The 19,252-nt window shown below is 64.3% G+C and carries 20 protein-coding genes and 1 tRNA gene; 11 read left to right on the top strand and 10 right to left on the bottom strand.

Annotated elements, in window-relative coordinates; all coding sequences use genetic code 11:
• Positions 1–10 precede the first annotated feature (10 nt).
• The 7 genes from J2R78_RS17255 to J2R78_RS17285 all read right to left on the bottom strand — a co-directional run bounded on the left by J2R78_RS17255 (position 11) and on the right by J2R78_RS17285 (position 7,004).
• The gene (locus J2R78_RS17255) at positions 11–436 is read right to left on the bottom strand and encodes an Hsp20 family protein (RefSeq protein WP_021082592.1); all 426 of its coding nucleotides are present in this window, start codon (positions 434–436) and stop codon (positions 11–13) included.
• A gap of 170 nt (positions 437–606) precedes the next feature.
• Entirely contained in the window at positions 607–1,689 is a 1,083-nt protein-coding gene (locus J2R78_RS17260) for a sn-glycerol-3-phosphate import ATP-binding protein UgpC (protein ID WP_253605796.1), read from the bottom strand.
• The gene (ugpE, locus tag J2R78_RS17265) at positions 1,689–2,537 is read right to left on the bottom strand and encodes a sn-glycerol-3-phosphate ABC transporter permease UgpE (protein ID WP_253605798.1); all 849 of its coding nucleotides are present in this window, start codon (positions 2,535–2,537) and stop codon (positions 1,689–1,691) included. Before ugpE ends, J2R78_RS17260 begins: the two co-directional genes overlap by 1 nt.
• Positions 2,537–3,418 carry a sn-glycerol-3-phosphate ABC transporter permease UgpA gene (gene ugpA / locus J2R78_RS17270; protein ID WP_225161440.1) on the bottom strand — a complete coding sequence of 294 codons (882 nt, stop codon included), beginning with the start codon at positions 3,416–3,418 and terminating at the stop codon, positions 2,537–2,539. The genes ugpE and ugpA overlap by 1 nt, the downstream gene beginning before the upstream one ends.
• A gap of 157 nt (positions 3,419–3,575) precedes the next feature.
• Positions 3,576–4,892 (bottom strand): sn-glycerol-3-phosphate ABC transporter substrate-binding protein UgpB, encoded by a 1,317-nt coding sequence (gene ugpB, locus J2R78_RS17275; protein WP_253605799.1) that lies wholly within the window; start codon positions 4,890–4,892, stop codon positions 3,576–3,578.
• A gap of 290 nt (positions 4,893–5,182) precedes the next feature.
• Positions 5,183–6,388, bottom strand: coding sequence for a CaiB/BaiF CoA-transferase family protein (locus tag J2R78_RS17280; RefSeq protein ID WP_076833791.1), 1,206 nt, complete (start codon positions 6,386–6,388; stop codon positions 5,183–5,185).
• Between the two features lie 190 nt (positions 6,389–6,578).
• On the bottom strand, positions 6,579–7,004 hold the full coding sequence (locus J2R78_RS17285; RefSeq protein ID WP_026192038.1) for an organic hydroperoxide resistance protein: 426 nt from the start codon (positions 7,002–7,004) through the stop codon (positions 6,579–6,581).
• 168 nt (positions 7,005–7,172) lie between these two features.
• On the opposite strand from J2R78_RS17285, the gene J2R78_RS17290 reads away from it, so the two are divergent.
• Positions 7,173–7,634: a MarR family winged helix-turn-helix transcriptional regulator gene (locus J2R78_RS17290; RefSeq protein WP_057020441.1), complete on the top strand. Its 462-nt coding sequence runs from the start codon at positions 7,173–7,175 to the stop codon at positions 7,632–7,634.
• Positions 7,635–7,649: 15 nt separating this feature from the next.
• On the opposite strand, the gene J2R78_RS17295 is transcribed toward J2R78_RS17290, so the two are convergent.
• From J2R78_RS17295 to J2R78_RS17305, 3 genes are all read right to left on the bottom strand, one after another.
• Positions 7,650–7,889: a GIY-YIG nuclease family protein gene (locus tag J2R78_RS17295; protein WP_225642551.1), complete on the bottom strand. Its 240-nt coding sequence runs from the start codon at positions 7,887–7,889 to the stop codon at positions 7,650–7,652.
• Between the two features lie 257 nt (positions 7,890–8,146).
• Positions 8,147–8,222: transfer RNA gene (locus tag J2R78_RS17300), tRNA-Ala, on the bottom strand.
• A gap of 95 nt (positions 8,223–8,317) precedes the next feature.
• On the bottom strand, positions 8,318–8,725 hold the full coding sequence (locus J2R78_RS17305; RefSeq protein ID WP_057020408.1) for a TIGR02300 family protein: 408 nt from the start codon (positions 8,723–8,725) through the stop codon (positions 8,318–8,320).
• 145 nt (positions 8,726–8,870) lie between these two features.
• Between J2R78_RS17305 and aroA the strand changes: the two genes are divergently transcribed.
• The 10 genes from aroA to accD all read left to right on the top strand — a co-directional run bounded on the left by aroA (position 8,871) and on the right by accD (position 19,186).
• The gene (gene aroA / locus J2R78_RS17310; protein ID WP_253588355.1) at positions 8,871–10,208 is read left to right on the top strand and encodes a 3-phosphoshikimate 1-carboxyvinyltransferase; all 1,338 of its coding nucleotides are present in this window, start codon (positions 8,871–8,873) and stop codon (positions 10,206–10,208) included.
• Positions 10,205–10,834, top strand: a complete 630-nt coding sequence (gene cmk, locus J2R78_RS17315) for a (d)CMP kinase (RefSeq protein WP_057020410.1) — start codon at positions 10,205–10,207, stop codon at positions 10,832–10,834. Before aroA ends, cmk begins: the two co-directional genes overlap by 4 nt.
• A gap of 394 nt (positions 10,835–11,228) precedes the next feature.
• Complete coding sequence (rpsA, locus tag J2R78_RS17320) at positions 11,229–12,938, top strand: 30S ribosomal protein S1 (RefSeq protein ID WP_028337539.1); 1,710 nt, start codon at positions 11,229–11,231, stop codon at positions 12,936–12,938.
• Between the two features lie 467 nt (positions 12,939–13,405).
• Positions 13,406–14,383: a signal peptide peptidase SppA gene (sppA, locus tag J2R78_RS17325; RefSeq protein ID WP_168856666.1), complete on the top strand. Its 978-nt coding sequence runs from the start codon at positions 13,406–13,408 to the stop codon at positions 14,381–14,383.
• 174 nt (positions 14,384–14,557) lie between these two features.
• Positions 14,558–14,887 (top strand): integration host factor subunit beta, encoded by a 330-nt coding sequence (locus J2R78_RS17330; protein WP_016847379.1) that lies wholly within the window; start codon positions 14,558–14,560, stop codon positions 14,885–14,887.
• An 84-nt stretch (positions 14,888–14,971) separates the two neighbouring features.
• Positions 14,972–15,358 carry a lipopolysaccharide assembly protein LapA domain-containing protein gene (locus J2R78_RS17335; protein WP_253605800.1) on the top strand — a complete coding sequence of 129 codons (387 nt, stop codon included), beginning with the start codon at positions 14,972–14,974 and terminating at the stop codon, positions 15,356–15,358.
• Between the two features lie 75 nt (positions 15,359–15,433).
• The gene (locus J2R78_RS17340) at positions 15,434–16,093 is read left to right on the top strand and encodes a phosphoribosylanthranilate isomerase (RefSeq protein WP_253605801.1); all 660 of its coding nucleotides are present in this window, start codon (positions 15,434–15,436) and stop codon (positions 16,091–16,093) included.
• Positions 16,090–17,307, top strand: a complete 1,218-nt coding sequence (trpB, locus tag J2R78_RS17345; protein WP_057020413.1) for a tryptophan synthase subunit beta — start codon at positions 16,090–16,092, stop codon at positions 17,305–17,307. Before J2R78_RS17340 ends, trpB begins: the two co-directional genes overlap by 4 nt.
• Positions 17,304–18,140: a tryptophan synthase subunit alpha gene (gene trpA / locus J2R78_RS17350; protein ID WP_253605802.1), complete on the top strand. Its 837-nt coding sequence runs from the start codon at positions 17,304–17,306 to the stop codon at positions 18,138–18,140. The genes trpB and trpA overlap by 4 nt, the downstream gene beginning before the upstream one ends.
• 104 nt (positions 18,141–18,244) lie before the next feature.
• Positions 18,245–19,186: an acetyl-CoA carboxylase, carboxyltransferase subunit beta gene (gene accD, locus J2R78_RS17355; protein WP_057020415.1), complete on the top strand. Its 942-nt coding sequence runs from the start codon at positions 18,245–18,247 to the stop codon at positions 19,184–19,186.
• Positions 19,187–19,252 lie beyond the last annotated feature (66 nt).

A 19,252-nucleotide genomic window follows, 5' to 3' on the forward strand; every position in this document is an offset into this window, starting at 1 on the left:
GTTGTTTCTATTATTCGTGCTCATTGATAGCGATTGTCTTAATGACCCGTTCAGGTTCCGGCCTGGCCAGATCAATCGACAACAACCCGTTCTTCAGATCCGCGCCCAGCACCTGCATCCCCTCCGCCAGCACGAAGGTGCGCTGGAAGTGGCGCGCGGCGATGCCGCGATGGATGTATTGCCGAGCCTTGTCGTCCTGCTGGCGGCCGCGGATGACGAGCTGATTTTCCTCAATAGTTACATCGAGTTGGTCGCGGGTGAAGCCCGCCACCGCCAACGTGATGCGCAGCCGTTCAGGCTGCCCGTTGGTACGGTCGCACCGCTCGATGTTATACGGAGGATAGCCGTCGGCGCCCTTCACGACGCGGTCGAGCGCACGCTCAATCTCGTCGAATCCCAGAAGGAACGGACTGGACAACGATGGAACACGAGACATTACAAAGTCCTCTCGAAGCGACTTTGAGGGGCCCTTGCGGCGCCCCATGCAACCGGCGGGCCGTCTGGCCTCCGGTCAGTGAGGGATATGGGGGCGATCTGGATAGCGTTCAAGCAGCCCCGAAACCAGCTTAAACGCCCGCAACATGGGGGTAAATTCTTCCCGATCGGTTACTCCCCGACGCGCTTGCGGCCGTCGGCGGTAAAAAGATGCAGCTTGTCGCGGGGGGCGACGGCCCGGATCCGCTCGCCGATGGCGGGACCCGAGACGCCGGGAACCCGGACAATCACCTCGCCCGGCGGCAGCTCGCCCGGATTGGCGGCAACGCCCTGCTCCTCGCGCTGGCGGCTGCCATAGACGAAGGTCTCGGCGCCGACATGCTCGATCGCCTCGACCGTAAGGCCAAGCGCGATGCAGCCGGATCTGGTCTCGCTCGAGATCACGAAATCCTCCGGCCGGATCCCGACAATGCCGGCGCCGTCGGCGCCCGTGATCTGGGACTTCAGCTCGTCCGCGCGCAGCGGCATCAGGTTCATCGGCGGCGCGCCGATGAAGGAGGCGACGAAGGTGGTCGCCGGCTTCTGGTAGATGTCCAGGGGATTACCGATCTGCTCGACCTGCCCGCCGTTCATGACGACGAGGATGTCGGCGAGCGTCATCGCCTCGAGCTGGTCGTGGGTGACGTAGATCGACGTGGTGTTGAGCCGGCGCTGCAGCTTGCGGATCTCGACCCGCATCGCGATGCGCAGCTTGGCGTCGAGGTTCGACAGCGGCTCGTCGAACAGGAACACTTTCGGTTGGCGCACGATGGCGCGGCCCATCGCGACGCGCTGGCGCTGGCCGCCGGAAAGCTGGCGCGGCTTGCGCTCCAGCATCGGCGAGAGCTCGAGGACGCGCGCGGCTTCCTCGACGCGGGTCTTGATCTCGGCCTCGGCCATGCCCCGGTTGCGCAGGCCGTAGGCCATGTTGTTGTAGACGCTCATATGCGGATAGAGCGCGTAGTTCTGGAATACCATCGCGATGTCGCGATCGGCAGGCTCGACCTGGTTGACGACGCGGCCGCCGATGTCGATCTCGCCGCCGGTGATGGTCTCGAGCCCCGCGACCATGCGGAGCAGCGTGGACTTGCCGCAGCCGGAAGGGCCGACCAGCACGCAGAACTGGCCGTCGCCGACGTCGACATTGACGCCCTTGATGGCCTCGAAGCCGCCGGGATAGGTCTTGCGGACGCTGCGCAGCGTGACGTTAGCCATTACTTTTCCGTCTCCACCAATCCGCGCACGAACAGTTTCTGCATCACGACGACGACGAACACCGGCGGCAGCATCGCGAGCAGCGCGGTCGCCATCACGATCGGCCATTCGGTCAGCGCGTCCGTCGTCGTGATCATCTTGCGGATGCCGACCTGGATGGTCTGCATGTCGTCGCGCGTCGTGATCAACAGCGGCCAGAGATATTGATTCCAGCCGAGGATGAAGAGGATCACGAACAGCGCGGCCATGTTGGTGCGCGACAGCGGCAGCAGCGTATCCCAGAAGAAGCGGAACGGGCCTGCGCCGTCGATGCGGGAAGCTTCCAGCAATTCATCCGGCACGGTCATGAAGAACTGGCGGAACAGCAGCGTCGCGGTGGCTGACGCAATCAGCGGCAGCGACAGGCCGGCATAACTGTCGAGCAGATGCAGATCAGCGACGATCTTGTAGGTCGGATAGATGCGTACCTCGACCGGCAGCATCAACGTGATGAAGATGATCCAGAAGATCGCCATCCGGAACGGAAACCGGAAATACACGATCGCGTAGGCCGAGATGATCGAGATCGCGATTTTGCCGACCGCAATCAAGAGCGCCATGACCAGCGAGTTCAGCATCATGTTCAGCACCGGCTCGCGGGTCGAGCCGCTCGTGCCGACAAACAGCGTCTGGTAGTAGGTCTGGAGGAAATGGCCGCCGGGCAGCAGCGACATCTGGCCGTTGGCGATGACGGCGTTGTCCTGGGTCGAGGCGACCAGCGCGAGATAGACCGGGAAGGCGACGATCGCGATCCCGATCCACAGGATGACGTGAGCCAGATAGCGCTGGAAGCCTTCTTCCTCGACCATCAGTAGGTCACCTTGCGCTCGACGAAGCGGAACTGGATCGCCGTCAGCATGACGACGATGACCATCAGGATGACCGACTGCGCCGCCGACGAGCCGAGATTGCCGCCGAGCAGGCCGTCCGTATAGACCTTGTAGACCAGCGTCTCGGTCGCCTTGCCGGGACCGCCCCGGGTCATGGTGTCGATGATGCCGAAGGTGTCGAAGAAGGCGTAGACGATGTTGATGACCAAGAGGAAGAAGATGGTCGGCGACAGCAGCGGGAAGATCACGGTCCAGAACCGCCGCATCGGACGGGCGCCGTCGATCGCGGCGGCCTCGATCACGCTTTTCGGGATGCTCTGCAGCCCGGCGAGGAAGAACAGGAAATTGTAGGAGATCTGCTTCCAGGCCGCGGCGAGGATGATCAGGGCCGCCGCCTGGTCGCCGTCGAGCAGCGGATTCCAGTCGATGCCCATGGCGCGCAAATAGCGCGACAGCACGCCGAGCGAGGGGTGCAGCATGAACACCCAGAGCACGCCGACCACCGGCGGGGCCACCGCATAGGGCCAGATCAGCAGCGTGCGATACAGCGTCGAGCCGCGCAGCGGCCTGTCAGCCATCACAGCGAGCAGCAGCGCGAAGGACAGCGAGGAGACCGCGATCGCGAACGAGAACACGAAGGTCCGGACGATCGCCGCGAAATAGGCCGGCTCCTTGAACAGCTCGAGATAGTTCTCGAACCAGACGAAGCTGGTGGAGAGACCGAAGGCGTCCTGCAGCAGGAAGGACTGGATCACCGCCTGTACGGCCGGCCAGTAGAAAAAGATCAGGACGATCGCGAGTTGCGGGGCAACCAGCGCGTAAGGCAACAGCTTTGATTGGAAAATCGCTTGCTTTTGCATGGGCTCGGAAGAAGGGCAGGCCGCGGATGCGGCCCGCCGGTTGATCGCCCTAAAGCGCGATGAGATGAGGTTGGATCGTCATCGCGCCTTAGCTTGTCGTCTGGGCATGGTGGAAAACCGCTTCGCGCTTGTCCGGTTCATGCCCGAAGGCATCATGTCAGCGGACGGCGGTCTTTTCAAACTGCCGCAGCATCTGGTTGCCGCGCTCGACGGCGGCGTCCAGCGCCTGCTTGGCGGTCTTCTTGCCGGCCAGCGCCTGCTCGATCTCCTCCGACCACATGTCGCGCAGCTGCACCATGTTGCCGAGGCGCAGGCCGCGGGAATTCGCGGTCGGCTCCTTGTTGGTGAGCTCGAGCAGCGGGGTCTCGAGATAGGGCTGGTCCTTGTAGAAGCCTTCTTCCTTGGCCTTGGCATAGGCGGCCTTGGTGATCGGCAGATAGCCCGAGGCCTTGTGGATCCAGATTTGGCGATCGGTGTCCGAGAGGAAGGTCAGGAACTTGGCCACGCCCTTGTATTCCTCGGCCGACTTGCCGCCCATCACCCAGAGCGAGGCGCCGCCGATGATCGAGTTCTGCGGCGCGCCCTTGGCGTCGGGATAATACGGCATCGGCGCCGCGGTGAAGTTGAACTTGGCCTGCGCCTTGACGTTGCCGAAGAAGGCCGAAGAGGTCAGGTAGATCGGGCATTCGCCCGAGGTGAAGCGGCCTTCGCCGGTGTTGGTGCGACCGGCATAGTCGTAGGTCTTGTCCTTCTGCAGCTCGACGAGGTTCTCGAGATGCTTGACCTGCAGCGGGCCGTTGAATTCGAGCACGGTGTCGAAGCCGTCGAGGCCGTTGGCCTTGCTGGCGAGCGGCACATTGTGCCAGGCCGAGAGCTGTTCGAGATTGACCCAGGTGACCCACGAGCCGGAGAAGCCGCAGGTGTTATAGCCGGCTGCCTTCAGCTTCTTGGCGTCGTCGAACACTTGCGGCCAGGTTTTCGGAATCTCGGCGATGTTGGCCTTCTTCAGCGCATCGAGATTGATCCACATCACCGTCGACGACGAGTTGAAGGGGAACGACAGCATCTCGCCCTTGGAGGTCGAGTAGTAGCCGGTGATCGCGGGCAGATAGACGCCCGGATCGAACTTCTCGCCGGCGTCGGCCATCAGCTTGTAGACCGGTTTGACGGCGCCGGTGGCGGCCATCATCGTCGCGGTGCCGACCTCGAACACCTGCATGATATGCGGCGCGTTGCCGGCGCGGAACGCGGCGATGCCGGCGTTCATGGTGTCGGCGTAGCCGCCCTTGTAGGTCGGGATCACCTTGTAGTCGGATTGCGAGGCGTTGAAGTCGTTGGCCAGCTTGACGATGACGTCGTTGTTGGCGCCGGTCATCGCGTGCCACCACTGGATCTCGGTCACCGCGAACGCGGGCGACGCGAATGCAAGCGCGGCAGCGGCTGCCGCGGCAGCGCCTAGTCGTCGAAAGAACATCAAAACCCCTCCCAATTGGAACATCATCTTTCGTTGCGCGCGTTATCAGCGCCGGATGACGTTCAAATGACCGTATAAACGAAAGTCATGGTAGGGGGGAAGCCGAAGCGAAGGGAAGCGGTAAAAAAGGCGAAGACCGCAGCCGGCTCCGTGCGGTGCAGCGCCAAACGCGACGTTGCACCGCAGTGCTGATGTGTCGGCCGGTTCGATACGGGCCGACGCTCCAGCTTTGTCCTGACGCGAACCGGTGCCCATCCCGCATCACGTGCGGGACAGGCTCGAAAACGCCTTTAGCGCTTGCGCTGGGGACCGCAGACCACGCCCTTTTCAACCAGGCCGTTGATCTCGTCCTTCGAGTAGCCGAACTCGCCGAGCACTTCCGCGGCGTGCTGGCTGAACTTCGGCGGCGTGCGGCGCAGGTTCGGCTTGGTGCGTTCGAGGCGGATCGGCGAGGCGACGCCCTTGTACCAATCCTTCTCGATGACGTCGCCGCGATGGATGGTGTGCGGGTTGGTCAGCGCCTGGTCGATCTTCTGCACCGGGCCGGCCGGCAGGCCGGCGGCGAGCAGCCGGTTGCACAGCGGCTCGGCCTCGTGCTGGCTGAACACCGCTGCCAGCTCGACGCGGAGCGCATCGCGGTTGGCGATGCGGTCCTTGTTGCGGGCAAAGCGCGGGTCGGTGCCGAGCTCGGGCTTGCCGATCTCCTTGGCGAGCTTGCGGAAGGTTCCGTCATTGCCGACGCCGATGAAGATGTTGTCGGTCTTGGTCGGGAAGATCGCGTACGGCACGAGGTTGGGATGCTCGTTGCCGGTGAGCGACGGCGGCTTGCCGTGCATGAAGTAGTTCGCGGTGTGCGGGTGCATGATCGCGAGCCCGGTCTCGTACAGCGTCGTCTCGATGAACTGGCCGAGCCCCGAGCGCTGCCGCTCCGACAGCGCCATCAGGATGCCGATCGTGGCGTAGAGCCCGGTGGTGATGTCGACCAGCGGCACGCCGATCCGCATCGGGCCGCTCTCCGGCGAGCCGGTCGCCGCGATCATGCCGGTCATCGCCTGGATGATCGCGTCATAGCCGGGATTGCCGCCGCGCGGGCCGTCGGCGCCGAAGCCGGAGATCCGGCAATGCACGAGGCGCGGAAATTTCGCGCGCAGCACGTCGTTGCCGATGCCCCATTTGTCGAGCGTGCCCGGCTTGAAATTCTCGATCAGCACGTCGGCGGTCTCGAGCATCTTCATCAGCACCGCGCGTCCGCCCTCGGAAGCGAGGTCGAGGCCGATCGAGCGCTTGTTGCGGTTGATGCCGACGAAATAGGCCGCGTCTTCTTCGTGGAAGGGAGGACCCCAGTCTCGCACCTCGTCGCCGGCGGGCGGCTCGACCTTGATCACGTCGGCGCCGTGGTCGGCAAGAATCTGGGTGCAATACGGACCGCCGAGCACGCGCGTCAGATCGATCACGCGCAGGCCGGTCATCGCGCCCGTAGCCGCTGGGGTATTCATGGAAACAACCTTCGCTCAGTTGGGATCAGATAAACGAGGGTCCCAGAGCTAACGGTCTTCAGCCGACCCAGCAATGCTTCCGTCGGCGCAGGCCCATGCAGCAGGCGGCGCATGCGTTCGCCAAGCGAACCAGCCGCTGAAAGAGCAATGGTCCGCCACGTGTTGCGGCGGACCATTGCGTGATGTGGAATTAGACGACGCTCAGCTTGACGTCGACATTGCCGCGGGTCGCGTTGGAATAGGGGCACACCTGGTGGGCCTTCTCGACCAGCGCTTCGGCATCGTTGCGCGCAAGGCCGGGCAGCGACACCGCGAGCTCGACGGCGAGGCCGAAGCCGCCTTCCGAGCGCGGGCCGATGCCGACCGTCGAGGTCACCGAGGCGTCGGCGGGAACCTTGGGGCCGCCCTGCGAGGCCACGAACTTCATCGCGCCGATGAAGCAGGCGGCATAGCCGGCCGCGAACAGCTGCTCCGGATTGTTGCCGGCACCGCCGCCGCCACCGAGCTCCTTCGGGGTCGTGAGCTTGACGTCGAGTGCGCCGTCAAGCGTCGCCGCATGGCCGTCGCGGCCGCCGGTTGCCTTGGCGCTGGTCTTGTAGAGCACGTTCACAGACATCGTGGTCTCCCTTGGTGGGTTGGGCTTGAATTCGATGACACATGTATTGCACGCAAATAGATTGCGCACAATATAAAATATGCGGTCTCACATTTAATTGTTCGCAATTGAATCCGCGGTCCCGTGAGCCCAGAATGACCCGGAAACGAGATGGATTCGATGGGAATCATGGCCAGGAAACCGACGGCCGCGGATCAGGCGCTGCGGCTCGACAATCAGATCTGCTTTGCGGTCTATTCGACCGCGCACGCCTTCAACCGCGTCTACAAGCCGCTGCTCGACCGGCTCGGGCTGACCTATCCGCAGTATCTCGTGATGCTGGCGCTGTGGGAGCGCGACGACGTGGCGGTGAAGGACCTCGGCGAGCGCCTGTTCCTGGATTCCGGCACGTTGACGCCGCTCTTGAAGCGGCTGGAGGCGGCGGAGTTGATCAAACGGACCCGCAGCACCGCGGACGAGCGGGTGGTGCTGATCGCGCTGACGCCGCAGGGCCACGCGCTGCGCGAAAAGGCCAAGGCTGTGCCGCAGTCGATCCTCGCGGCCTCGGACTGCACCGTCGGCGAACTGATGGCGATGAAGGACGAGATCGTCGCGCTGCGCGACCGGCTGAATGCGGTGCTGGGGGAGTAGGGGCGGTCGGGGCGGTTAGAGGCGCTTCTTGGCGAAGGCGCGGCCGGAGTGGGATTTGAGATATTTCTCGAAGGCCAACGCTTTATACTTGTCGGGAAATGCGCAGTACCAGACCAATTCCCACGGCATAAATTTTGAGGTGTGCGCCGATTTGCCGGCGTTGTGCTCAGGAATCCGGCGCTTCAGATCTTCGGTCGCGCCGACATATTCTTGATCAGGGAAGTTGATGCTGCGGATGATGTAGACGTACCACATTCGCATCCACGGATGGCCGGACGGGCAACAGGACCTTGGCGGTCCGTCTTCGCCCTTCGGGCTACGCCGGACACCACGCTTCGCCCTTCAGGCAACTCGTGGCTGCGCCACGCGTACCAGTGGCGCATCGCAGTTACTGATAAGATAAGTCGGCTAGTTGATCCAGTCCGTCTTCGCCCTTCGGGCTACGCCGGACACCACGCTTCGCCCTTCAGGCAACTCGTGGCTGCGCCACGCGTAGCCCGAAGGGCGAAGCGTGGTGGAGCCAGGCGGGATCGAACCGCCGACCTCTTGCATGCCATGCAAGCGCTCTCCCAGCTGAGCTATGGCCCCTTATCCAGTTGGGATGATCCTGGGGGATCGATCCCGGTCCGCGCGGCCTGGACGACTCGCGCGGCAGCACCGTTGATCATAGATCGGCGCCGATCTCAAGTCTCTTCGTCGCCTCCGACGTCACCAATGATGTCGGTGACGTCCTCATCGCCCTCTTCCTCGTCGGCGATGAAGGTCGAATCGTCGTCGTCATCGTCGTCGATGGTCTCATCGACCTCGATATCGTCCTCGGATTCGGGAACCTGGGCCTTGACCTTCCCGGTGTTCTCCTCGGCATCGGCCTCCTCGAGCGAGACCATCTCCTCGGCCTCGGCGGGCTCCGGCATGTCGGCTGCGGTCGCAGGCGAACTGACGGTGGCGCCACGGCCCCGCGGCGGGGCGATCGGCGCGATCGGCACGACTTCGCCGGTATAGGGCGAGATCACCGGATTCTTGTTGAGGTCGTAGAACTTCTTGCCCGTGGTCGGGCAAATGCGCTTGGTTCCGAGCTCGGACTTGGCCACGTGGTAATCCCAGAATTTTCCTGAAAAACGGAGCTTCACTTGGCTAGTTGAGGAGCCGCTGTCAATAGCGGTCTGCGCGCATTTGACGGGCGCGTGACGCGGTGTTGCCTATGTGATACCTGCCGCGACGCGAGAGGACACAATCTTGGCCCATTCTGACACCCCGACCTCGCTGGAATCGCGCGCGTGCGGCCCCCTGGCCGGCACGGTCCGCGTTCCCGGCGACAAATCGATTTCCCACCGCGCCCTGATCCTGGGGGCGCTTTCGGTCGGCGAAACCCGCATTTCCGGCCTCCTGGAGGGCGAGGACGTCCTCAATACCGCCAAATCCATGCGCGCGCTCGGCGCCAAAGTGGAGCGGACGGCGCCGTTTACCTGGTCGGTGTCCGGCGTCGGGGTCGGCGGCTTCGCCCAGCCTGCCGCGCCGCTCGATTTCGGCAACTCCGGCACCGGCTGCCGGCTGGTGATGGGCGCGGTGGCCGGTTGCCCGATCGCCGCCATTTTCGACGGCGACGCCTCGCTGCGCTCGCGGCCGATGCGCCGCATCCTCGACCCGCTGGAGCTGATGGGCGCCCGAACCAGCGACATAAGGGAGGGCGGCCGGCTGCCGCTCACCCTGCACGGCGCCCGCTATCCGGTGCCGATCGTCTACAAGACGCCGGTCGCCTCGGCCCAGATCAAGTCCGCGGTGTTGCTGGCGGGGCTCTCCGCGCCCGGCATCACGACGGTGATCGAGCAGGAGGCAAGCCGCGACCACACCGAGCTAATGCTGAAGCATTTCGGCGCCGAGATATCCTCCGAGCAGGAAGGCAGCCACGGCAGGCGAATCTCGCTGCACGGCGAGCCCGAGCTGCACGGCGCCAACGTCGTGGTGCCCGCCGATCCGTCCTCCGCGTCATTCCCGATCGTGGCCGCACTGATCGTCGAAGGGTCCGATGTCGTGTTCTCAGACGTGATGACCAATCCGCTGCGCACCGGCCTGTTCACCACGCTGCGCGAGATGGGCGCCTCGATCGAGGAGAGCGATGTGCGCGGCGATGCCGGCGAGCCGATGGCGCAGCTGCGTGTGCGCGCCTCGAAGCTGAAGGGTGTCGAAGTGCCGCCGGAGCGCGCGCCGTCGATGATCGACGAGTATCTGGTGCTGGCGGTCGCGGCCGCCTTCGCCGAGGGCACCACGATCATGCGCGGCCTGCAGGAGCTGCGCGTCAAGGAATCCGACCGCCTTGAAGCCACCGCCGACATGCTGCGGGTCAACGGCGTCAAGGTCGAGGTCTCCGGCGACGATCTGATCGTCGAGGGCCGCGGCCATGTTCCAGGCGGCGGCCTCGTTGCCACGCATATGGATCACCGCATCGCGATGTCGGCGCTGGTGATGGGCTGCGCCTCCGATCGGCCGGTGAAAATCGACGATACCGCCTTCATCGCCACCAGTTTTCCGGATTTCATCCCGATGATGCGCGCGCTCGGAGCTGATTTCGCATGATCATCGCCATCGACGGACCCGCCGCCTCGGGCAAGGGCACGCTCGGCAAGCGGCTCGCCCACCACTACGGCTATCGTCATCTCGACACCGGCGTGATCTACCGTGCGGTGGCCTATGCGATGATTCAAGCTGGTGCCGAGCTCAGCAACGAGGTGCTGGCCGTGGCCGCGGCGCTCGAGCTCGACCCCGAAAAGTTCGGCAATCCGATCCTGAAGACCCAGAAGGTCGGCGATGCCGCCTCCGTGGTGTCGGCGATTCCGCAGGTTCGCGAGGTGCTGGTGAATTTTCAGCGCCAGTTCGCCGCCGATCCGCCCGGTGCGGTGCTGGACGGACGTGACATCGGCACCGTGATCTGCCCCGATGCCGACGTGAAGATCTTCGTGGTCGCCGACCCCCGCGTGCGAGCACGGCGGCGCACGCTGGAGGCGCGCGCCCGCGGCGAGGACGCCGACGAAGAGGCGGTGCTCGCCGACATCCTCAAGCGCGACGAGCGGGACAAGAACCGGGCGATTGCACCCTTGCGGCCGGCTCCGGACGCCCACACGCTGGACAATTCAAATCTGGACATCGAGGCCGGCGTCCGTGCCGCCATCGCCATCGTCGAGGCCGCGCGCGCCAGGCGCTAGAATCGCGGGCCGTCGCGTCGCTTTCGGCCCGAAAACCCAGCAAAATGGGGCATTTCCTGCTTGCCGAAAGTCGCATGCAGGGCTATATCAGCGCCGTTCGGAGCAGCATCGACGATGTCGAGGCCGTGTCTGAGCGGGCCGGCGATGGGTTTGAACTATTCCTCAAACGAAACCAACGCCGCATCTGGAGGAACGCCCGCTCCCAGGTCTTGCAGTCGATATTTTCGTTTCAGGCTCCGGATCAATCATACGTACCGAACGTGCAGTCTTGCTGCCGGCCCGCTGTTGCACCTCCTGCAATGAGCGGTCGTCAGGGTTTGCGGAACCCCGACACTTCACGCACGGTGCGCCCATCAACCCGAACGGCCGGCGAGATCCCGCATCTGGAGAACAAATGGTTTCGAATTCTGCGTCTTCCTATACTCCCACCCGCGATGACTTCGCGGCGATGCTTGATGAGTCCTTTGCCGGCGGCAATTTGCAGGAAAGCTCGGTCATCAAGGGCAAGGTGGTTGCAATTGAGAAGGACATGGCCGTCATCGACGTCGGCCTGAAGACCGAAGGTCGCGTTGCGCTGCGCGAATTCGCCGGCCCCGGCCGTGAAAGCGATCTCAAGGTCGGTGACGAAGTCGAGGTGTTCCTCGACCGTATCGAGAATGCGCTCGGCGAAGCCGTGCTGTCGCGCGACAAGGCGCGCCGCGAGGAAAGCTGGGGCAAGCTCGAGAAGGCGTTCCAGAACAACGAAAAGGTCAACGGCGTCATCTTCAACCAGGTCAAGGGCGGCTTCACGGTCGACCTCGACGGTGCGGTGGCCTTCCTGCCGCGCTCGCAGGTCGACATTCGTCCGATCCGCGACGTTGCGCCGCTGATGAACAATTCGCAGCCGTTCCAGATCCTCAAGATGGACCGCCGCCGCGGCAACATCGTGGTGTCGCGCCGCACGGTTCTCGAAGAGACCCGCGCCGAGCAGCGCCAGGAGCTGGTGCAGAACCTCGAAGAGGGTCAGGTGATCGACGGCGTGGTCAAGAACATCACCGATTACGGTGCGTTCGTTGATCTCGGCGGCATCGACGGCCTGCTGCACGTGACCGATATCGCCTGGCGCCGCGTCAACCACCCGACCGAGGTGCTGACCATCGGCCAGACCGTGAAGGTCAAGATCATCAAGATCAACCACGAGACGCACCGCATCTCGCTCGGCATGAAGCAGCTCTTGGATGATCCGTGGCAGGGCATCGAAGGCAAGTACCCGCTGGGTGCCCGCTTCACCGGCCGCGTCACCAACATCACCGACTACGGCGCGTTCGTCGAGCTCGAGCCGGGCATCGAAGGCCTGATCCACGTCTCCGAGATGTCGTGGACCAAGAAGAACATGCACCCCGGCAAGATCGTTTCGACCTCGCAGGAAGTCGAAGTGCAGGTGCTGGAAGTGGATTCGGTCAAGCGCCGGATCTCGCTCGGTCTCAAGCAGACCATGCGCAATCCCTGGGAAGTCTTCGTCGAGAAGTTCCCGGTCGGTTCGGTGGTCGAGGGCGAGGTCAAGAACAAGACCGAGTTCGGTCTGTTCCTGGGTCTCGAGGGCGATGTCGACGGCATGGTCCACCTCTCCGACCTCGACTGGAAGCTTCCGGGCGAGCAGGTCATCGACAACTTCAAGAAGGGCGACATGGTCAAGGCCGTGGTGCTCGATGTCGATGTCGAGAAGGAGCGCATCTCGCTCGGCGTCAAGCAGCTCGAAGGCGACCCCTTCGCCGAGCCGGGCGACGTCAAGAAGGGCGCGGTCGTGACCTGCGAAGTGCTCGAAGTGAAGGAGAGCGGCATCGAGGTCCGGATTTCGGGCACCGAGTTCACCACCTTCATCAAGCGGTCCGAGCTGGCCCGCGACCGCAACGACCAGCGCGCCGAGCGCTTCGCCGTCGGCGAGAAAGTCGATGCCCGCGTCATCCAGTTCGACAAGAAGGCCCGCAAGGTGCAGGTCTCGATCAAGGCGCTGGAAGTCGCCGAAGAGAAGGAAGCCATCGCGCAGTACGGCTCCTCCGATTCGGGTGCGACGCTTGGCGATATCCTCGGCACCGCGCTGAAGAACCGCGGCACCGACAAGTAAGCGTTCGCGCGATTTGAGGCGAACAATCGGGGCCCCGGCGCAAGCCGGGGCCCTTTGCTTTGGGGCATCCGTGGCCCGGATGAAGCGAAGCGAAATCCGGGACTTTCTATCCGTGCTGCTGAAGCCTCCCGGATTACGCTTCGCTTCATCCGGGCTACGGATTTGTCTTCCCCTTCCCCCTGAAAGGGGGAAGGACGGGATGGGGGTCAGCCACAGGCGATGCTGCTCATGGAGAGAGCTGATCCCCACCCGCTTTGCTCTGGCGAGCAAAGCGACCTCCCCTTTTCAAGGGGAGGTTAGGGCGCGGCTGGGATGAAGCGCACGTGCACCCGGGCTACGAGTGCCTCCGAATACCGGGCCTTGTTTTCTTCATATTGCGTCGCAATTGATGTATTTGGCTAAGCTGATAGTGACGCTGCGACTGCAAAACGCGCGGATTGCGCGCTGACCATTTCTGGAGAGATCGGATGTCGCTGGATTCAGACGTGATCGTCGATCGTCGCCGCATCAGGCGCAAACTGACGTTCTGGCGCGTCGCCGCCGCGGTCATTGCGATCGCGGCCATCGTCGGTGTGGGCGTGATCGCCGCCGGCGGGCGCGGCACCTTTTCGACATCGAACACGATCGCGCGGGTCAATATCGATGGACTGATCCGCAGCGACCAGGATCGCGTCGAGGCGCTGGAGCGGCTCGGCAAGTCGAGCTATGCGGCTGTTGTCGTGCACATCAATTCGCCCGGCGGCACCACTGCGGGCTCCGAGCAGCTTTACGACTCGCTGATGCAGCTGAAGGCGAAGAAGCCGCTTGTCGTCGTGGTCGAGGGATTGGCCGCCTCGGGCGGCTACATCACGGCGATCGCCTCCGATCATATCGTCGCCCAGCAGACCTCGCTGGTCGGCTCGATCGGCGTTCTCTTCCAGTATCCGAACGTTTCGGAATTGCTCAAGACTGTCGGCGTGAAGATGGAGGAGATCAAATCTTCCCCGCTGAAGGCCGCGCCCAACGGCTTCGAGCCGACCAGCCCGGAGGCCCGCGCCGCGATCGACGGTCTCGTCAAGGACTCCTATGCATGGTTCCGTGGATTGGTGAAGCAACGGCGCGGCATGGACGATGACCTGCTGGAGAAGGTCGCGGACGGTCGCGTCTTCACCGGCCGGCAGGCGGTCGATCTCAAGCTGGTCGATCAGCTGGGGGACGAGAAGACCGCGATCGCCTGGCTGGTTGCCGAGAAGAAGGTCAAAAGCGACCTGCCGGTGCGCAATTACAAGCTTAATCCGCGGTTCGGCGACCTGACCTTCCTGCGCACGGCGGCGTCCGTGACGCTCGATGCGTTCGGTCTTGGCGCGATCGCGCGGCGGATCGAGCAGGGCGGCGTGGCCGAGGCGGTCGACCGGTTCGGGCTTGACGGCATGCTGGCGCTGTGGAGCCCGGCTGGAACCAACTGATCGGCTGCCAAAGGCGTGCTCGTCAGGCTATTCCCGCTTTGCGGGAATCGCCGCATGCCCCAATTGGGCTATTTGTCACGTGATTTCACGACGCCCTAAATCGATTTAGCGTCTTGACAGTGCACGGCATTTTCACGGAAATGGGTTTCCGCAAGAGCCCGGATCCCATTTTCGATGATCAAATCCGAACTTGTTCAGCGTATCGCCGAGCACAACCCGCACCTCTATCAGCGGGATGTCGAGAACATTGTGAATGCGATTCTCGATGAAATCGTCGCAGCGCTGGCACGTGGCGACCGTGTCGAGTTGCGCGGTTTTGGCGCATTCTCGGTGAAGCACCGCCCGGCGCGCGCCGGCCGCAATCCACGCACCGGCGAGCATGTGCCGGTCGACCAGAAGAGCGTGCCGTTCTTCAAGACCGGCAAGGAAATGCGCGAGCGCCTCAACCGCGACGTGACCGAGGCGGGCGCCGCCAAGGTCGATGCGCCCAAGGCTGATGCTTAAGGCCGACGCCTAAGGCGCGACGTCAGGCGTTGCCGTGCTGCGGGCGATATGCCCGCATTTGCTCCATCGCTGCGAGAGATGGTCATGCGAAAGTTCTTCACGGCAGTGGTCGTCGTTCCGCTCGGTCTGATCTTCATCATTTTTGCAGTCGCTAACCGTCACTGGGTGACGGTGTCGTTTGATCCCTTCAATTCGGTGACCCCGACGGTTGCGGTCACGCTGCCGTTGTTCGTCGTCATCATCGCCTCCGCGATCCTGGGCGTGATCGCGGGCGGCATCGGAACCTGGTTCAAGCAAGGGCGCTGGCGCCGCGCGGCCCGGCAGCGCGAGGCTGACGCCCGCCATGTCCGCGCCGAGCTCGCCGACCTCAAGGCCGCCGCCTCCCGGGACGACGCGCAGCGCCGTTCGGCCCCGGCGCAACTCGGCTTTTACGGGGCCGCCGGGCGAGACAAGCAGGGCGCGACGTTGTAGAACCCGCCCCACCGGACCAGGGTTCACCCCGGTTCCGGTCGCCCGACAACCCGTTTTGAGACCCGTTTCGAGACCATGCCCCTGCTCGTCAAAATCTGCGGCCTGTCCACGCGCGAGACGCTCGACGTCGCGCTTGAAGGCGGTGCCGATATGGTGGGGTTCGTATTCTTTCCGCCGTCGCCGCGTCACATCAGCCTCGAGACCGCGCGCGAGCTTGGCAGCCGCGCCAAGGGCCGCGCCGTCAAGGTCGCCCTCACCGTCGATGCCGACGATGCGATCCTGGAAAACATCGTCGAGACGCTGCGGCCGGATATCCTGCAATTGCATGGCAAGGAGACCACGGCGCGGCTGCGCGACATCAAGGCGAAGTTCGGCCTGCCGCTGATGAAGGCGCTGCCGGTCGAGACGTCGGCCGACCTTGCGCCGCTGCCGGGTTATGCCGGTGTCGCCGATCGCATCCTGTTCGATGCCCGCGCGCCGAAGGATGCCACGCGGCCGGGTGGCCTCGGCGCGCCCTTCGATTGGCACGTGCTGGAAAATCTCGATCTTGCGCTGCCCTACATGGTCTCCGGCGGGCTCAACGCCGACAACGTCACTGAAGCCGTCCGCGTCACGCGCGCCGGCGGCGTCGATGTCTCGTCGGGCGTCGAGCGCACGCCCGGTGTCAAGGATCCCGAATTGATCCGCGCCTTCATCCGCGCCGCGCGCGCAACCCAAGAACTGATGGTTCGATGAATCCAAATCTGCCCAATTCCTTCCGCAGCGGTCCCGACGAGCGCGGGCATTTCGGCATTTTCGGCGGACGCTTCGTTGCGGAAACGCTGATGCCGCTGATCCTCGATCTCGAAAAAGCCTATGCCGACGCCAAGGCCGATCCGGCGTTCCAGGCCGAGATGAATGTCTATCTGAAGGATTATGTCGGCCGGCCCTCGCCGCTCTATTTCGCCGAGCGGCTCACCGAGCATCTCGGCGGCGCCAAGATCTATCTGAAGCGCGAGGAGCTCAACCACACCGGTTCGCACAAGGTCAACAATGTGCTCGGCCAGATCATGGTCGCGCGCCGCATGGGCAAGAAGCGCATCATCGCCGAGACCGGCGCCGGCCAGCATGGCGTGGCGACGGCGACGCTGTGCGCGCGGTTCGGGCTCGAATGCGTGGTCTATATGGGCGCGGTCGACGTCGAGCGGCAGCAGCCGAACGTGATCCGCATGGAGATGCTGGGCGCCAAGGTCGTCCCGGTGCAGTCGGGCGCGCGCACGCTGAAGGACGCGATGAACGACGCGCTGCGCGATTGGGTCACCAATGTGCACAACACCTTCTATTGCATCGGCACGGTGGCGGGTCCGCACCCCTATCCGATGATGGTGCGCGACTTCCAGTCGATCATCGGCCACGAGACACGCAAGCAGATGCAGGAGGCCGAGGGCCGCCTGCCGGATTCGCTGATCGCCTGCATCGGCGGCGGCTCCAATGCGATGGGCCTGTTCCATCCGTTCCTCGACGATCCCTTGATCGAGATTTTCGGCGTCGAGGCTGCCGGTCACGGACTGACGCAGCTGCATGCCGCTTCGCTCGCCGGCGGCCGTCCCGGCGTGCTGCATGGCAACCGCACCTATCTTTTGATGGACGCCGACGGCCAGATCGAGGAAGCGCATTCGATCTCGGCGGGCCTCGATTATCCCGGCATCGGCCCGGAGCACGCCTGGCTGCACGAGACCGGCCGCGTGAAGTATCTCTCGGCGACCGATGAGGAGGCGCTGGCCGCATTCCAGCTGCTGTCGCGGCTCGAGGGCATCATCCCCGCGCTGGAATCAGCGCACGCCATCGCGAAACTGTCCGAGCTCGCACCGCAGCGGCCGAAGGATCACCTGATGGTGGTCAACCTCTCGGGTCGCGGCGACAAGGACGTGCCGCAGGTCGGCGACATCTTGAAGGCGAGGAAGAAGTGACCACCCGTATCGACGCACGTTTCGCCGAGCTGAAGCAGCAGGGCCGCTCCGCTTTCGTCACCTTCGTGATGGCCGGCGATCCCGACGCCAAGACCTCGCTCGACATACTGAAAGCGCTGCCGAAGGCCGGCGCCGACGTTATCGAGATCGGCATGCCCTTCACCGACCCGATGGCCGATGGCCCCTCGATCCAGGCCGCCGGACTGCGCGCGCTCAAGGGCGGCATGACGCTGCGCAAGACGCTGGCGATGGTCCGCGACTTCCGCAAGGAGGACAACGCCACGCCGATCGTGCTGATGGGCTACTATAATCCGATCTACATCTACGGCGTCGACAGCTTCCTGGCCGACGCCAAGACCGCCGGCGTCGACGGCCTGATCATCGTCGACCTGCCGCCGGAGGAAGATACCGAGCTCTGCATCCCCGCGATGAAGGCCGGGCTGAACTTCATCCGGCTGGCGACGCCGACCACCGACGACAAGCGGCTGCCGGCGGTGCTCGCCAACACCTCGGGCTTTGTCTATTACGTCTCGATCACCGGCATCACCGGCGCCGCGACGGCCGATTCGAAGGTGGTCGCGGAGGCCGTGGCCCGCATCAAGCGGCACACCAAGCTGCCGGTCTGCGTCGGCTTCGGCATCCGCACCCCGGAGACGGCGCGCGCGATCGCCGAGAACGCCAACGGCGCGGTGGTCGGCACCGCAATCGTCGATGTGGTGCGTGCCAACCTCGATGCCGAGGGCCGTGCGACGCCGAAGACCGTGAGCGCGGTGGCGGACTTGGTGTCGGCGCTGGCGCAGGGGGTCCGGGGCGCCAAGCAGGCCGCGGAATAAGCCACATTTTGCGGCAACAAGGCCGCCGATGGCGGCTTGCCGGGCTCGCCCGGCCCGCCATATATCCAGCTGGTGCGGAACCGATCCGCATTTCGGAGCGAACCATGAATTGGCTCACCAACGTCGTCCGGCCGAAGATCCGCAACATCCTGCGGCGCGAGACGCCGGAAAACCTCTGGATCAAGTGCCCGGATTCCGGGCAGCTCGTGTTCTACAAGGACGTCGAGGCCAACCAGTTCGTGATCCCCGGCTCGAACTACCACATGCGCATGGGCGCGGTGGCGCGGCTGAAGTCGATCTTCGACAACGAGACCTGGTTCGACGTCGCGCTGCCCGAGGTGACGGCGGATCCGCTGAAATTCCGCGACGAGCGCAAATATGTCGACCGTATCAAGGACGCCCGCACCAAGACCGGGCTGAACGACGCGATCAAGGTCGGCTACGGCAAGTTAGAAGGTGCCGGCGTCGTGGTCGCCGTGCAGGATTTCGATTTCATGGGCGGCTCGCTCGGCATGGCCGCCGGTGAAGCCATGGTGCGCGGGCTCGAACTCGCGGTCGAGAAGAAGTCGCCCTTCATCGTGTTCGCCGCATCCGGCGGCGCGCGGATGCAGGAAGGCATCTTGTCGCTGATGCAGATGCCGCGCACCACCGTCGGCGTGCAGATGCTGCGCGAGGCGCGCCAGCCCTACATCGTGGTGCTGACCAATCCGACCACCGGCGGTGTCACCGCGTCCTATGCGATGCTCGGCGACATCCAGATCGCCGAGCCCGGTGCGCTGATCGGCTTTGCCGGCGCGCGCGTGATCGAGCAGACCATCCGCGAGAAGCTGCCGGACGGCTTTCAGCGCGCCGAATATCTGCGCGAGCACGGCATGGTCGACATGGTGGTGCACCGCCACGAGATGAAGGCCACGCTGGCGCGGCTGTGCCGCCTGCTGACCAAGGCGCCGGCGCTTGAATCCGCATCGAAGCCCAAGGCCGCGGTCACCGAGCCGGCCCAGATCGTCACGGCGCCTGAGACGGTGCCGGCCGCGCCGCACGCGTGACCGCAAGCGCCGCCTCACCGCAAGCCTCGTTCGAGGCGTTGATCGCGCGGATATCGGCGCTGCATC

The sequence above is a fragment of the Bradyrhizobium sp. USDA 4538 genome (assembly GCF_024171045.1).
Lineage (GTDB): Bacteria > Pseudomonadota > Alphaproteobacteria > Rhizobiales > Xanthobacteraceae > Bradyrhizobium > Bradyrhizobium australafricanum.

Coding starts and splice junctions, on each gene's coding strand:
- ugpE (WP_253605798.1), bottom strand. CDS start 2,537: ATGGTCGAGGAAGAAGGCTTCCAGCGCTATCTGGCTCACGTCATCCTG.
- J2R78_RS17285 (WP_026192038.1), bottom strand. CDS start 7,004: ATGTCTGTGAACGTGCTCTACAAGACCAGCGCCAAGGCAACCGGCGGC.
- J2R78_RS17260 (WP_253605796.1), bottom strand. CDS start 1,689: ATGGCTAACGTCACGCTGCGCAGCGTCCGCAAGACCTATCCCGGCGGC.
- J2R78_RS17295 (WP_225642551.1), bottom strand. CDS start 7,889: ATGTGGTACGTCTACATCATCCGCAGCATCAACTTCCCTGATCAAGAA.
- rpsA (WP_028337539.1), top strand. CDS start 11,229: ATGGTTTCGAATTCTGCGTCTTCCTATACTCCCACCCGCGATGACTTC.
- J2R78_RS17340 (WP_253605801.1), top strand. CDS start 15,434: ATGCCCCTGCTCGTCAAAATCTGCGGCCTGTCCACGCGCGAGACGCTC.
- cmk (WP_057020410.1), top strand. CDS start 10,205: ATGATCATCGCCATCGACGGACCCGCCGCCTCGGGCAAGGGCACGCTC.
- J2R78_RS17335 (WP_253605800.1), top strand. CDS start 14,972: ATGCGAAAGTTCTTCACGGCAGTGGTCGTCGTTCCGCTCGGTCTGATC.
- J2R78_RS17330 (WP_016847379.1), top strand. CDS start 14,558: ATGATCAAATCCGAACTTGTTCAGCGTATCGCCGAGCACAACCCGCAC.
- J2R78_RS17290 (WP_057020441.1), top strand. CDS start 7,173: ATGGCCAGGAAACCGACGGCCGCGGATCAGGCGCTGCGGCTCGACAAT.
- accD (WP_057020415.1), top strand. CDS start 18,245: ATGAATTGGCTCACCAACGTCGTCCGGCCGAAGATCCGCAACATCCTG.
- ugpA (WP_225161440.1), bottom strand. CDS start 3,418: ATGCAAAAGCAAGCGATTTTCCAATCAAAGCTGTTGCCTTACGCGCTG.
- J2R78_RS17280 (WP_076833791.1), bottom strand. CDS start 6,388: ATGAATACCCCAGCGGCTACGGGCGCGATGACCGGCCTGCGCGTGATC.
- sppA (WP_168856666.1), top strand. CDS start 13,406: ATGTCGCTGGATTCAGACGTGATCGTCGATCGTCGCCGCATCAGGCGC.
- ugpB (WP_253605799.1), bottom strand. CDS start 4,892: ATGTTCTTTCGACGACTAGGCGCTGCCGCGGCAGCCGCTGCCGCGCTT.
- trpB (WP_057020413.1), top strand. CDS start 16,090: ATGAATCCAAATCTGCCCAATTCCTTCCGCAGCGGTCCCGACGAGCGC.
- J2R78_RS17255 (WP_021082592.1), bottom strand. CDS start 436: ATGTCTCGTGTTCCATCGTTGTCCAGTCCGTTCCTTCTGGGATTCGAC.